At 60.0% G+C, this 14,129-nt stretch carries 13 protein-coding genes; 8 read left to right on the top strand and 5 right to left on the bottom strand.

The annotated features are described in order from the left end of the window. Positions 1–163: 163 nt before the first annotated feature. Both AC559A_RS13940 and AC559A_RS13935 read left to right on the top strand, forming a co-directional pair. The gene (locus AC559A_RS13940; protein WP_498818375.1) at positions 164–469 is read left to right on the top strand and encodes a hypothetical protein; all 306 of its coding nucleotides are present in this window, start codon (positions 164–166) and stop codon (positions 467–469) included. Between the two features lie 432 nt (positions 470–901). Further along, positions 902–1,099, top strand: coding sequence for a hypothetical protein (locus AC559A_RS13935; protein ID WP_498818374.1), 198 nt, complete (start codon positions 902–904; stop codon positions 1,097–1,099). Positions 1,100–1,105: 6 nt separating this feature from the next. On the opposite strand, the gene AC559A_RS13930 is transcribed toward AC559A_RS13935, so the two are convergent. Beyond that, the gene (locus AC559A_RS13930; RefSeq protein WP_498818373.1) at positions 1,106–2,359 is read right to left on the bottom strand and encodes an ATP-binding protein; all 1,254 of its coding nucleotides are present in this window, start codon (positions 2,357–2,359) and stop codon (positions 1,106–1,108) included. 211 nt (positions 2,360–2,570) lie between these two features. Here AC559A_RS13930 and AC559A_RS13925 point away from each other — a divergent pair, with 211 nt between their 5' ends. Genes AC559A_RS13925 through AC559A_RS13905 form a run of 5 tightly spaced genes read left to right on the top strand, consistent with a single transcriptional unit; the run spans position 2,571 to position 6,507 of the window. Then, positions 2,571–3,665, top strand: a complete 1,095-nt coding sequence (locus AC559A_RS13925) for an SDR family oxidoreductase (protein ID WP_498818372.1) — start codon at positions 2,571–2,573, stop codon at positions 3,663–3,665. After that, on the top strand, positions 3,662–4,702 hold the full coding sequence (locus tag AC559A_RS13920; protein ID WP_498818371.1) for a DUF2156 domain-containing protein: 1,041 nt from the start codon (positions 3,662–3,664) through the stop codon (positions 4,700–4,702). Before AC559A_RS13925 ends, AC559A_RS13920 begins: the two co-directional genes overlap by 4 nt. A 53-nt stretch (positions 4,703–4,755) precedes the next feature. Further along, positions 4,756–5,109: a type II toxin-antitoxin system RelE/ParE family toxin gene (locus tag AC559A_RS13915; RefSeq protein ID WP_498818370.1), complete on the top strand. Its 354-nt coding sequence runs from the start codon at positions 4,756–4,758 to the stop codon at positions 5,107–5,109. Positions 5,110–5,113: 4 nt separating this feature from the next. Then, positions 5,114–5,392, top strand: a complete 279-nt coding sequence (locus AC559A_RS13910; RefSeq protein ID WP_498818369.1) for a helix-turn-helix domain-containing protein — start codon at positions 5,114–5,116, stop codon at positions 5,390–5,392. A gap of 17 nt (positions 5,393–5,409) precedes the next feature. Further along, positions 5,410–6,507 (top strand): GNAT family N-acetyltransferase, encoded by a 1,098-nt coding sequence (locus AC559A_RS13905; protein ID WP_498818368.1) that lies wholly within the window; start codon positions 5,410–5,412, stop codon positions 6,505–6,507. Positions 6,508–6,662: 155 nt separating this feature from the next. Here AC559A_RS13905 and AC559A_RS13900 read toward each other — a convergent pair whose 3' ends face one another. Continuing rightward, positions 6,663–8,063 (bottom strand): sigma-54-dependent transcriptional regulator, encoded by a 1,401-nt coding sequence (locus AC559A_RS13900; RefSeq protein WP_028571135.1) that lies wholly within the window; start codon positions 8,061–8,063, stop codon positions 6,663–6,665. Between the two features lie 45 nt (positions 8,064–8,108). Continuing rightward, positions 8,109–10,838, bottom strand: a complete 2,730-nt coding sequence (locus AC559A_RS13895) for a hybrid sensor histidine kinase/response regulator (RefSeq protein WP_498818367.1) — start codon at positions 10,836–10,838, stop codon at positions 8,109–8,111. A gap of 204 nt (positions 10,839–11,042) precedes the next feature. Between AC559A_RS13895 and AC559A_RS13890 the strand changes: the two genes are divergently transcribed. Next, positions 11,043–11,648, top strand: coding sequence for a nitroreductase family protein (locus tag AC559A_RS13890; protein WP_498818366.1), 606 nt, complete (start codon positions 11,043–11,045; stop codon positions 11,646–11,648). Between the two features lie 153 nt (positions 11,649–11,801). Here the strand turns inward: AC559A_RS13890 and AC559A_RS13885 are convergent, their stop codons facing one another. Then, positions 11,802–12,164 (bottom strand): TusE/DsrC/DsvC family sulfur relay protein, encoded by a 363-nt coding sequence (locus tag AC559A_RS13885; RefSeq protein WP_498818365.1) that lies wholly within the window; start codon positions 12,162–12,164, stop codon positions 11,802–11,804. 125 nt (positions 12,165–12,289) lie between these two features. Then, positions 12,290–13,891 carry a leucyl aminopeptidase gene (locus AC559A_RS13880; RefSeq protein WP_498818364.1) on the bottom strand — a complete coding sequence of 534 codons (1,602 nt, stop codon included), beginning with the start codon at positions 13,889–13,891 and terminating at the stop codon, positions 12,290–12,292. Between the last annotated feature and the right edge of the window lie 238 nt (positions 13,892–14,129).

Here is a 14,129-nt window from a genome sequence, read left to right as displayed (position 1 = left end):
CCACATGGGTCATATCGACTATCGAAAAGCGAATTTTATATGCATGGATGGACAATCCACCCGTATAGTATGCTATTCCGCCCTGAAAGACCCCCAATGACTGTCTTTTCCACACACACACACACACACAAGTAGGCCGGCCGCGCTGTGTCGTGGCGGACGGGTGGCGGCGTTTTCCTCCCTGCCCGCCCAGTGTAAACCGCACAATATTGCTGAGCGTACCCACGCCCGTTTCCGAATTATCTTTCGGGAGCGGGCGTTTTTTTGGGCCTGTCCACTATGGAAAACCGGTGTCCCCCAATCCCGAAAGGTCTTCGCCGACATCCTCCCCCTCCTGCGCACCTACACCGCCAAATGGAACGTGCCCACCCACCACTTCGACATCAACATTCCCCACCAGGGTGTCCACCTGGTCCGGGAACTGGTGGGCTGCACCCACGTCCAGACGGGAGCCGTGGTCAGGGTGTGATGGGCGTGCGCATGAAGTGTTGGAGAGTGGGATTGGTGTTGATTGATGAACGGCTCGGGACCTTCGGACTTCCGCACAAGAAGTCCTGTTATTTCGGATGACATGCGGCGCATGCCGTGGCGGGGGCTTGCCGGGCGGGCTGCCTTGTACGTGACCACGAACACCCTGAAGTGAAGGAAACTTCACATGACCAGATACTCCACGCAGATCGATCCCCTGGCCTCGACCTGGGGTGAGATGACACGGGGAGAGCGGGATGGTGCATCCCATGAGCATTCAGGACCAGACCTGGGACACCATGGATCAGGCGCGGCGGGAGCTGGTGGACGTGATGTGGGTGGATGGAGGTGGTCAATGAGGGATGGTGACGGTTGATCATCGGCAACTACCTGGCCCTCGGCCCGGACAACCCCCACCAGGAACACCAAGAACATGATGGAACTCTACGCGGAATGGTTCCTGATCTACAGAACCAGAGAGGAAATCCTGGCCTTCACCGCAAACATGGACCCGGCCATGATGGAAAGCGTGGAACTGAAAGACGAATACTTCGGCCTGAACGCCGCCGCGCCCGCGACCATCGGGTTTTTGATGGTGCGGAGGATCGGAGGGGGATCACATAGATATTGAAGAGCTTCACGGCTGGCCCAGCAGCGAGATGGGCAGGGCGTGGAATGTCTTGCCGTCAATCTTGAACGGGAGAATCTTGTCGCCGGAGTAGAAAAGTACCCCGTGGCTGAATCTTGCCCCTGCATAGTCCGCGAAGGTGGACAGGCCCCTGAAGTCCGCCGCCTTGACGCTCATCGCGGCCTTGACCTCCACGCCCACTGCCCTGCCGTCGGCCAGCTCGATGACCAGGTCCAGCTCGTGGCCCCTGACATCGCGGAAATGATGGAAGCGGACCTCTTCCTCGGCCCAGGCCGCATGCTTGAGCAGCTCGCAAAAAACGAAGTTTTCCACCAATCCGCCGAAATGCTGGGAGGTGTGCGTGGTTTGCGCCTGTTTCAGACCCAGCAGGTGGCAGGCCAGGCCGGTGTCGATAAAGTGCAGCTTGGGCATGCCCACCACGGGCCTTTTAGCCGCATTGCGTACGTAGGGGCTGAGTCTGCGGATGATGAACATCAGCTCCAGGATTTCCATGTACCGCTTCACGGTCTTGTCGTCCTGACCAAGGTTGTCGGCAATGTTGGCGTACTTGAGCAGGTTGCCTGTCATGCCCGCCAAAACACGGACAAGGGCGGACAGCCGCGAATGGTAATCACCCTTGGCCTGGTGCATGGCCTCAAAATCCTTGAGCAGCCGGCCTTCCACGTAAGAGGCGAACCAGACGCCCCGCGAGCGCGGGCTTTTGGCCACTGCCTCGGGATAGCCGCCCTGGATGAGCAGTTCGGCCAGGGCAACCCTGTCCAGGGCCGGAGACAGAACCGGTTCAAATCGTCCCTGGATGAGCAGGTCAATGATGTTCCGACTCCCGGCCCGCCGCTCCATCCAGGACAGGGGGTACAGTTCCACCCGGGCCATGTGTCCGGGCAGGGCCTCCTGCACCCTGGCCGACCGGAAGACGTCCGCGGATCCGGTCAGCAGGAAAATGCCCTTCTGACCTGCGGCGGCGTCCGAGATCATCTTGATGGCGCTGACCAGCTCCGGCGCCTGCTGGAATTCGTCCAGAACCGTCGGCCTGGGCAAGGCCGCCAGCAACCCCTGGGGGTCGCTCCGGGCCGAGGCCAGAAGTCCGGCGTCATCCAGGGTGACATACTCCATGCCGATTTCCCCGGCGACGGCCCTGGCAATGGTGCTTTTTCCGGACTGCCGCGGCCCGGTGAGATAGACGATGCGGAAATCGCTGAGCAGCTCGGTCAACCGGCCTTTGAGGTGTCGTTCTATGTACATCCTGGCCCTCCTGGTCACGGATCATGACGTGAAGATAACCGGATTAATGCACAACATAATCCGAGTTTTTCAAAACCATAATCCGGTTTATGCAAGTCAATATTCCGGGAAATATAGAGCGATTCGCAGGCTGTCAATACTGAAGGACACGCCGCTCACTTGGATTATCTATGAACACTGGCGCACTCTAAACCAGACTTGAGGAGCAACCATGGGTCTCACATTCTACACCGGCGCCACCGGGTTTCTGGGGCGCAATCTGCTGGGCGCGTTGCTCAGGGAAACCAGGGACGATTACCTTGTCCTGATCCGGTCCGAGCAGTCCAGGGAGATCATCGAGCGGCATGTGCCCGCCGACTGCCTGGACCGGATCACCTATGTCATGGGCGGCTTGCGCAGGCCGGGGTTCGGGCTTGCGCCGGACGACGCGGATCTGCTCAGGAAGTGCGACACGTTCTGGCATCTGGCCGCCTCCACGTCCTTCAACGACCGGGACCGGGACATGCTGCTGGAGGTCAACGTGGGCGGCACGAGGGCGATCCTGGAGGCCGCGCGCAAGGCCAGGAACCTGAACAAGGTGTACTACATGGGCACGGCCTTTGTGGCTGGAAACAACCCCGGCCCCATCCCTCAGGACGAGCTGCCGCCCAACAACGGGTTCAAGAACTGCTACGAGGAAACCAAGTATCTGGCCGAGGCCGAGGTCCACACGTCCGGCCTGCCCAGCGTGATTCTGCGCCCCAGCATCGTGCTGGGGGATTCAATCAACGGCGACTGCCAGGGCGAGACCCGCATGGTCTACGGCTACATCCTCGGCATTCATCATGCTTTGTGCACGCATCTGGGCGGCAACGGTGGATTTGCGGAACATTGGAACAACAGCGGGCTTCCGGACTCCATCCGTTTGCGGCTGGTCGGCCATCCGCAAACGGTCAAGAATCTGATCTGCATCAACCAATGCGTGGAGGCCATCCTGCGGATCGTGCGCAGCGACACGGTGAACAGAGGCTACAACCTGACCAGCCGCAACCCCTTGCATGGAATGGACATCCGGGACTCCCTGGAGCATTCCCTGCGGATCAAAAACGTTTCCTATGTCGGCGAGAGGATCGACAAGCCCAGCAGGCTTGAAAAATTCGCCGAACGCCTGACATCCCCTTTCCGGCCCTATTGCGTCTTTTCCGATCCGGTATGGGAGGTGGACGAGGACATGGACCTGGATGTTTCGCCGGACACGCTGAAACTGCTGTTCATGAATTTCGTCAGCAATCGCTTGAGCCAGTGTGCCTGCGAGGAAACGTCTTGAAAGAAAGCAAACAGATGCCTTTGCCTGCGCCTTATTATGCCTACGGCGACTTCACCATGGCCTATTCCGTCGTGGTGGACGAGAATATTGCCCTGTTCGAGTCCGGGCATGGCATTCTTGGATACGCCGACACGGGTAAAATGCGATTGTTCGTGGGCGACCCCATGTGCGCCCGCAAGGACATTGACGGCCTGATTGACGCCTTTCTGGAGCATTCCGCCGGGGCACGGATTGTCGGCCTGCAATGTTCCCGGGAAACCGGGGAGGCGTTTCACCGTCGGGGGTACAGCGCCACGTTGATGGGCGTGGAAACCATCCTGGACGTGGCCGGGTTCGATCTCAAGGGCAAGCGCAAGACCAAGGTCCGCAGGTGGATCAACACGGCCAGAAACGCCGGGATCGTGGTCACCGAGGGCAGGGTGGAGGGCAATCTGGACCGGATGCGGGAGATTTCCAGGCAGTGGCTGGAATGCAAGCCGTCCGAGGAGCTGAAGATCCTGCTGCGCCCCATGCCCGACCACGACACGCCCCATGCCAGGGTCTTTGTTGCCGCGGATGACGAGATACAGGGGTTCGTGATTTTTGACCCGATGTTCAGTGATGGACGGGTCACGGGCTACTACGCCGACATCTGCCGGTTCTCGAAGACCGCGCCCAACGGCGCGTTCGACCTGATCATCAACACCGCCCTGGACGTGTTCAGGGCCGAAGGCGTGGAGCAGCTTTCCTTCGGCCTTTCCCCCCTGGCCGATGTCCGATCCTGCGCGATGGACAACGCGGTGGTTCGGGCCATCGCCCGGATCAACTTCGCCTACGGCGAAAGCATGTACCCCTTCCAGGGCATCGACTTTCACAAACGCGCCTACCACCTGGAGCCCCAGTCCCTGCGCAGGCCGGTGTACTGCATCACCAAGGGGCGTGCGCCGGTCATGGACATTATCCGGACCTTCGGCGCAGTGGGGATCATCCCGGCCGGGAACCCGCTGGCCCCGCTGGGGCATGTTGCCAGGGGTGTGATCAGGTCGTGGAAGCGATGAGGGCCAGACTTTTTGTCCTTGACGCATGTACCATCCATGGTACAAAGTGATCCATGCACACGCCGCCGATCTTATCCGTTGTCTTTTTCCTGGCCGATACGGGCAATGAGCCTGTTCGGGACTGGTTGAGGTCGTTAGCGTCCGAAGATCGGAAAATCATTGGCGAGGACATCAAGCTCGTCCAGTTTCGATGGCCCCTTGGCCTGCCGCTGGTGCGCAAGCTGGAAGCTGATCTGTGGGAAGTTCGCAGCAAGGTTGGGCACGGCAATGTGGCCAGGGTCCTCTTTACGGTCAAGGGCAGCCAGATGGCCTTGCTGCATGGATTTATCAAGAAATCACAAAAAACGCCGCTCAAGGAGATGACCTTGGCGCGGACCCGAATGAAACAGTGGCTTGAAGGAGGATAGGCGCATGAACAGACATACCGGCAGCAATTTTGACGAGTTTCTGGAGAGCGAAGGCATCCTGGAAGAGGTTTCGGCAAAAGCGCGCAAACGCCTCATCGCGCTGCAGCTCGCGGACATCATGCGGGAAAACAGGATCACCAAAACCTGCCTGGCCGAAAGGCTGCAAACCAGCCGGTCCCAGCTTGACCGCATTCTCGACCCGAACAACACATCCATCACCCTGGACGCCCTGGAACGGGTCGCCCATGCCGTGGGCAGAAAACTCAGGATCGAGTTCGCCTGAACACTGAACTGATCACGATGAAAACCCTTGACGACCTCCGCCGACAGGAAGAGCGGATCATTGCCAAACATCCGTACCTGCTGGACGTGGATTTCCGCCCTGTTGTCCAATCCGGTTTGACCGCGGCCGAGATCGCCCGGTTTATGGACGACGCCTGGAAGCACACCTACCAGGGCCGGGAGCGGTTCATCTACGACGAGCCGTATCCGCGCTGGGCGTTCGGCTGGAAGGGTTTTGACTCGGATCTGTCCCTTCTTGCCTGCAAGGGCGAGAGACTGGTTGGGTGTGTGTTTTTTACACCAAGGACCATCTCCTTCGGCCAGAGACAGATCGCCACCGGGATTGCGTCAGGCCTGAGCGTCCTGCCCTCGGAAAAGGGCAACGGGCTGGGCAAGAGCATTTATGTGAACGTTTTGAAAAGGGCGTTTTCACGAATGCCCGTCATATTTTTCTGGTTCCACAAATCGCTGAAGCTTCACCACTCCAACTACAGAATCCAAACCAGGGCCGACCGTGATCTTGTTGATTACGGCGACCATGCCTTCAAGGCCCGGGTGTTCGACGCCGACCGGGCCGTGTCCAATTCCGACCTTTTGTTCCACGAAAAGGCGTTCATCAGGCTCTTGGCCCGGCCGCCGCGCAGGCAAAAGGCGACCGTCGAGATCATTGACGCGGGCAATCTGGAAGAATGCCTGGCATTCGCGAACAGCCATGCCCGAAAGCACGACGGCAGAATCTTTGCTCCTGATGAATTCGCCCGCTACGCGGCCTTTGAAGACGGCGGGTTCCGCAGCCTGGGGTTGATCACCAGGTCGAGCGGCAGGACCGGCGGCAAAATTCGGACCCTGGCCGTGGGGTATCCCATACCCACCGAGTTCAAGCGCCGGGACCGGGTGTTCTTCCTGGACTTCTTCATCACCCAGGGCGGCAACGACCTGCCCTGCCTGGAGGGGATCATCAGGGACCGGTTCGACGTGCATACCATCCTCTCCCTCTATCCCGGACACGGGATCAAAAACCTCTTTCTGCCCACCAGAAACGTCCTGGCCCTGAAGGCCGTGGAGTTCCGGGAAAGCCTGCGTCCGTGCAGGCCGATGCTGGTGGATCACAAGTGAGGGGAGCGGTCATCACTGGCCCAAAGCGAGCCAATCCCGATGAGGAAAAGGCCGATTGAAGAGCCGTGTGCGGGTGAATCGCATGCACGGTTCGGAGAGTTTGAGTTGTCAATATTCAAGCTGATTGCGCTCCAAGTGGGTGTTTGGTGGGCGAATCAAACCTCCAGTTCGTACTTTTTCAACAACGCGTAGAAGTGGGAGCGCGACAACTCGGAAATTTCGAGCATCCGGGGGATGTCGCCGCCGGTTTTGCGAATCAGGGTTTCCAAGTAGCGGTGTTCGCTGGCGGCCTTGAACGCCTTGAGGGACGGCAAGTCGCCTTCAAGAGGTGCACCTTCCAGGAAATCCGGTTCGCCGTCACGAACCTCGGGCTTGTCGGCCGTCAGCCGCGCCCGGGTCACCTTGATGCGCAGATCCTTGGGCAGATGCATGGCGTAGAGGAATTTTTCCACGCCCGAGGCCACGAAGGCCCGCTCCATGACGTTGCCCAGCTCCCGGACATTGCCCGGCCAGTCGTAATCGGCCAGGGCGGCGAAGAAATCCGAGCCGAAGACCTTGGTCTTGATCCCGGAAGCGACGCACAGTCGCTGGATGAAGTGGGTGGCCAGGGGCTTGATGTCCTCGGGGCGCTGGCGCAGGGCGGGCAGTTGAAGTTTGATGGTCTTGACCCGAAAGTAGAGATCTTGGCGAAACCTGCCGGATTCGATCAGTTCGTCCAGATTTTGATTGGTAGCGGCGATCAACCGGAAGTCGCTCTCCTGCTCCCGGTTTTCTCCCAGGGGGCGGAACCGGCGCTCCTGAAGCACCCGGAGCAGGGATTTCTGCATGGCCAGCGGCAGTTCCCCCAGCTCGTCCAGAAACAAGACACCGGTATGTGCCTGGCGGACGAGGCCTTCCCGGTCCGCCAGCGCACCGGTGAACGCGCCCTTGCGGTGCCCGAACAGGGTGCTTTCCAGCAGCGTGTCGGTCATGGCCGCGCAGTCCACGACCACGAAAGGGCAGGAAGCCCGGCGGCTGTTGGCGTGGATGGTCCGGGCCGCCAGTTCTTTGCCCACTCCGGTTTCCCCGGTGATCAGCACGTTGGCGTCGGAAACCGCGGCCTGGGCGATGACCTCGAAGCATTCCCGCATGGCCTGGCTGGAACCGATCATCCCGCTGAGGTCCAGGGTTCGTGGCGTGGTCCGGTCGCGTTGCTCCTTGTACTTCAAGGCCCGGTTGATGCTCAGGTTGATGTCCTTGATGGACGCGGGTTTGACCAGATAGTCCCAGACGCCGCCCTCGATGGCCAATTCCGCTCCTTCGGGGTCCCCCTTGCCGGTGAGGATGATCACCTCCGGAGGATTGGGCTGGGCCTTCAGTTCCGGAAGCAGGGACAGGCCGCTGCCGTCGGGCAGGTTCACGTCCAGGAGTAGCAGGTCGAAGGATTCGGATCGCAGCGTGCGGCGTGCGGCGTCCAGGCTTGCGGCCTGGCCCGAGGGGATTTGTTGTCGGCGCAGCAGGCTGGCCATGGTGGCGCGGATTTCAGGGTCGTCGTCCACGATCAGGATTCTCGGCACGGGAGAACGCCTCCAAAGGGGGTGATGCAGGTTGGCGCGGGCATGTTATTGTTCAGATCCTTGGCTAAGTTTGGGATCAGGCTTCTGGCCGGATGCCTGGTCCGTGGCCGGAATTTTGTTCATAACTTTGGAAAGAGCCGCTGACAGATCGGCCTTGTTGAAGGGTTTGGGGAGAACGAGCCGAATATTGTCCGCCGCCTCGCCCATTTTCAGAACATAGCTGCGACCGGAGACCAGGATAACGGGCAGATCCGGACGCATCAGCCCGGTCCGGCGGGCTAAGTCGATGCCGGTCAGGCCGGGCATGTCGTAGTCGGTGAGCACCAAGTCGATGTCCGGTCGCTGTTCGAGGATTTGCAGGGCCTCGTTGCCGGCCTCCGCGGAGAGGACCGTATAGCCGAGCTGTTCCAGGGTGCGGGGCGTGGTGGCCAACTGTTCCTCGTCGTCCTCCACGAACAGGATGACTCCGCTGCCTTTTAGGATGGGTTCGGGACGGGCGGTCAGCGCGGACCGATCCGCCGTAATCATGGGCAGCAGGATGCTGAACGTGGCCCCCTGGCCCGGAGTGCTGCTGACCCGGACCGCTCCTTTATGGTTTTTGACGATGCCCAGGACCATGGCCAGCCCCAAACCCGTGCCCTCGGCCTTGCCCTTGGTGGTGAAGAAGGGGTCGAAGATTTTGTCCAGGGTCTCCGGGGCGATGCCGGGGCCGGTGTCGCTGACGGTGAGCCGGAAGTACGCTCCGGGAGCGATGTTCAACTCTTCGGCGTCAGAGTCGGCGACCCGTGTTTCCTCCAGCCGGATCACCAGTTCTCCGCCAGTGGTCTGCATGGCCTGGAAGGCGTTGGTACAGAGGTTCATGAGCACCTGAGTGACCTGGGTCGGGTCCAGCATCACCGGATCGGTCTTGCCGGCGATGCTGTCGCGAATGACGATGTTGCGGGGCAGGGAGCGCTGGAGCAGGGTCACGGATTCACGGACCAGGGCGGGTAGATCCGTGGGGCGGAACCCTTCCTGTGAGGGACGGCTGAAGGTCAGGATGCGTTCCACCAGATTTCTGCCTCGGCTGGAAACCCGCAGGACCCGTTCCAGGTCCTCGGCCGTGGCTGACTCCGGGTCGATGTCTCCCAGGGCCAACTCCGTGGAATTGATGATTGAGGTCAAGATGTTGTTGAAATCGTGGGCGATCCCTCCGGCCAGGGTGCCGATGGCTTCCATTTTCTGGGATTGCAAAAGCTGACGTTCCAGGTTCATCTCGTGGGTGATGTTTTCCGCGGTGCTCAGGGTTCCGACCACTTCGCCCTTTTCGTTGTGCAGAGGCACCTTGTTGATTTCCAGCCAAGCGTTTTCGCCCTGGGCGTCCTGGACCGCGGTCTTGATCTTGCGCAAGGGGCGGTCATCTTCCACCACTTGACGATCCATCCGGGCCACCCAGTCCACGAATTCCGAATTGGGCAACATGGCCGCGTCGGTTTGGTGGAGCAGTTTGCGAGGCGATTCGATGCCGAAGAATTCGGCGAAGGCCCGATTCGCCCCCAGGTAGCGCTGCTTGCGGTCCTTCCAGCAGACCAGTTGCGGGATGGCGTCCATCAGGATTTCCAAAAAGGAGAGCTGGTGCCGGATTCTGCGTTCCACGGCCCGGCGCTGGATGATGTTCCGGATTAAAAAGCCCAGGACCACCACCAGGGTGAACAGGCTGACCATGATGACCTGAAAGACCTGCTTGTCCAACTCGTAAAAGGCTTCGGGCTCGTTGATGAACAGACTGTCGGCCGGAAGTTGGCGACGACTGATGTCGCGTTGCATCAGCACCTGGTAGTCGAACATGTACTGGTCCACGACCTCGGAGACCACCGGAATGGCCGACGGCGACTCGCCTTCCATGATGCGCAAGGCCATTTGTGCCGTGATCCTGCCGTGGAGGTGTCCGCTGAGCAGGCGTCCACCGACCATGCCGTGACCCAGCAGGAATTCCCAGTTGCTGTAGATGGGCAGGTCCGTGACCTGGGCCACGGCTTCCAGGACCTCCGAGGCGGACATGAACTGACCGCCCACGTTGTGAAAAAAGGGGATGAAGAATAAAAAAGCGTTGCGCGGCAGATCGCGGACCCGTTCCTGGATTTCCTCCAGCGAATATCGTTCCCAGAACTCGAACTCCAGTCGGTCCCCGAAATGGTGCTCAACGGCTTCGATCTGGTTGCGGATGGCCATCCCGGTTATGGACTCGTCGCCGATGACCACCAGCTTGTTTTTGTTGGGATGGATGCTCAAGGCCAGTTCCAGGGTGTCTCGAACGTCGATGTTTTCCAGGATGCCGGTGACGAAGGTCTGGTCGATTTCCTCCGGAGTGACGTCGTTCAGGCCGCAGAAGACCACCGGAATGTCGGGAAAAAGGCGATCGCGGTGTTCGAGGATGAAGTTGTAGGCGTCGTTGTCCGATACGATGACGATGTCGAAGTGCTCGTCGACGAATTTGTCCTGATAGAGCCGGAACAGGGTGTCGGCGATGATTTCATAGGGATATTTCTTGGCGTCCATGTATTCGATCTGGAGTTCGATATGGTACTGACCCTGCTCCAGGCCTTGCCGGATTCCCTCCTGAAGATGGTCCGACCAAGCATACCCGTTGTGATAGGAATTGAGGTAAAAGACCCGCCGTTTTTCCCGACCCGGATCGGGCTGGGAAAAGGCGGAAATCGCCGCGGCAGCCAGGAGCAACCCGCAGAGCGCAAGGGCCGCAAGGATGCGGGGAAGGGGATATCCGTTGAGGATCATGAAGCAGGTTCCTGGATGAGCGGCGTCACTTCGAACATGGTTCCCGCCAAGGTAGTGCTTGCTACGTTGTTTTTCAATCCTTTACAGTGCGGATCCGTGGTGAAAACGTGCCGACGCGACAATTCCCAATCCCCGCTATTTGAGTGACGGATATGGTCGGGCTGTCGAAAGCATCATGAATCCAAAGCATAAGGAGGTCGTGTCATGACGGTCAAAGAGGCCGTTGCGGCCAGACGCAGCATTCGTAAATTTACGGACCAGCCGGTGAGCGAAGAACAAATGGCGATGCTGCTGGAAGCGGCCAGGTTCGCGCCGTCCAGCACCAATTGCCAGCCATGGCGGTTCAAGGTGGTTACAGCGCGAGAGGATGTCCAGTGGCTTTCCGGTGCTCCGACCAAGGGACAGCGCTGGATTGCCGGGGCCGGGGCGGTTTTGGTTTGCTGCGCGGATGTCCAGCGGTTTATCGAGGATTCAGCAACCAATGTGCGCTTTTTGCGCGACAGCGGCGTGCTTCCGCCGGAAATGCTGGAAGGGTTGAACGAGTATCTGAGCCGGGCCGAGAACGCCCAGCCCGAAGTGCTGCGCTGGGCCGCGGCGGCCAATTGCGCCATCGCCCTGACTCAGGTGATGCTCCAGGCCGTGGAACTTGGCCTGGGAACGTGCTGGGTCGGGATGTTCGAAGAGGCCGCGGTGAAAGAGCGCTTTCAAATCCCCGAAGCCATGCCGGTGGTGGCCATGCCGGCCGTGGGGCATCCGGCCGAAAACCCGGAGCAGCGGCCCAGAAAAGGCGTGGAGGATATTTTCCTGTAGTCTTTGCCCAACGTGTTGAATGGACGCGGAAAGCCGCCGAAGCGCCGGGAGAGCGTTTCGGCGGCTTTCATTTTGTCGGAAGCTTCCCGCCGGAATTTTTCGATTCCGGCTCGAAAAGTGGCGGGCATTGAAGCCGCGGGGTTCGTGCGAAATTTATTGGGCGGAGATAAGTCGATAAAACTTGTGATCCTTGTCCACGGCTTCGGAGAAGACGGTTTCCGGTTTGGGCAATCCCGCGGCCTTCCAGGCCAGCAAGGGATCCAGGAACTGCTCACGGACGCAGTCCTTGGGTTGGTGCAGGTTTTTGCAGACCGCCTGCAAAATCGGGAAGGCGTTGAACTTCTGGAAATAGTCGCGCAGAAACTGAAGCATGGCCAACGTCTGCTCGTTCAGTTCAGGACCTCCATGGTGCTTGAGAATCGCCTTGGCCACATCTTCGTTCCAACATTTCGGATCAAGCAAAAAACCGTCCTGGTCCACTTCACAGCTTTTACCGTTCAATTCGAGCTGGGGCATACGAATCTCCTTTCCAGAATTGATGTTCAAGAGGGGTCTGGTTTTGTACTCCGCACCTCCTGCGTAAAATATTCACCACGATTCGGCAAGGGCCACTTCAGTTTACGGCGTGGTGACGACCCGCCTCAGTCCTCTTCCGGCCAATCCCGTGCCAGTTCCACCAGTATCCGCACGCCGAAGCCGGTTCCTCCGGCGATGCCGTGGTCGCCTTTTTTCTTGGCAAAGGCCGGGCCGGCGATGTCCAGGTGGACCCATGGGGTGTTCTCCGGGACGAAACGCTGCAGGAACAGGGCCGCGTGGATCGCGCCGCCTTCTCGTGCGCCGACGTTTTTCAGGTCCGCGACGTCGCTTTTCAGCTCATCCTTGTAGTCTTCCCAGAGCGGCATGGGCCAGCAGGGCTCGCCGACCCGCTCGCCGATGCGTCGGACCTGTTCGGCCAGCGACTCCGGCGCGGCAAAGGCCCCGGCGATGCGCGGGCCCAGGGAGACAACCATGGCTCCGGTCAGGGTGGCCAGGTCCACGATGCCCAGCGGATCGTAACGCTTGCTGTAAGCCAGGGCGTCGCAGAGCAGCAAGCGGCCTTCGGCGTCGGTGTTGATGATTTCCACGGTTTTGCCGGAACAGGTTGTGACCACGTCTCCAGGCTTGACCGCCTTGGGGCCGGGAAGGTTCTCGGTGCAGGGGATGATCCCCACCACCCGACGCTGGTCGTCGCCGTTTTGGCCCAGGCGGCCATGGACCTCGAAAAAGCCGAGCACTGCCGCGGCCCCGCCCATGTCCCCCTTCATCTCCTCCATGCTCTGGCTGGGCTTGAGGGAAATCCCGCCGGTGTCAAAGGTGATCCCCTTGCCGATCACCACCAAGGGCTTTTTTTGGTCCTTGGGGCCAGGCTTATCAGTTGTACCGGGCGTGCCGGGCGTGCCGGGCGCAGCGGGGGCGTTGGGGTGCGTGTCCAGAATGATCAGCCGGGCCTGTTCCCGGCTGGCTTGGCAGACAGCGGCATACGCCCCCATGCCCAGGGCTTCGATTTGGTCCGCGTCCATGACCTCCACGCCGAAACCGTGTCGCGTGGCCAGGTTCCGGGCCGTCTCGGCCAGGTATTCCGGGGTGGCCAGGTTGGCGGGCATGTTCACCAGGTCCCTGGCCAGGTTCAGCCCGTGACCCGTTGCCAGAGCCTTGTCCAAACGATCCTTCAGGTATGCGGCCGCTTGGTCGTTCACCTGGTCGTCCAGCAGGAAGCGTAGCTTTGGGGGCTGGCTGGAGGACTCGTCTTTCTCCGTCTTCAGTCTCTCAAAGCGGTACACGGCCGTCATGGCGGCGCAGGCCGTCTCCTCCACTGCCTGCGCGAGATCCAAAGCCGTGTCCGCCAGGACGTTGGTATTCAGGCCGATGTCGCTCAGTCGCAAGTCCATGGCGCAGCCTACGGCCGCGGCCACGGCCCGGCGCAGTTCCCGCGGCCCGAAGTTCTTGCGCTCGCCCAGCCCCACCAGGATCACGGCCGGGGAAGCGGTGCCGCTTGGCGGGAAAAAATAGCGCACGGACTTCGCTTTTCCGGAAAAGGCGGCCAAGCCGTTGTTCCCGGCCAACCAGCCGCCTTGCGCGGCTAACCAGGTCTCTAGGCCAGGCCAAGTCCGCAAGTCGGGCGATTTCTCAGTTTTTTTTTCGAACACGAAAAAGACCAAGGCTTCGCCGTCGAACTCGCCCTGGAATCGTAAGTTGATATCCATTGATCCTCCTGAGGTGAATGCTCCAAAAAACCTATTTCCGTAGCGCGAACCATGCTTTCCGTCCAGTCGTGCGATTTCGTCCGCACGGGAAAAGCGGTTCGGAATTCTTTTTCATCCCAGCGTATTGAGAAAAAACACCGTATCCATGGAAAAAGGCGAGGGTTGCTTCCGGGCAGGCAGGGTTATGAGCACGATGTCTTTGTTTTTTCCGGGAAAAAGTCGGAAATATCCTCGATTA

It is taken from the genome of Desulfonatronum zhilinae, from assembly GCF_900182865.1.
Taxonomy (GTDB): Bacteria; Desulfobacterota; Desulfovibrionia; order Desulfovibrionales; family Desulfonatronaceae; genus Desulfonatronum; species Desulfonatronum lacustre.
The sequence above is the reverse complement of the archived record's forward strand: the minus strand, read 5'-3'. Positions and strand labels throughout refer to the sequence as shown.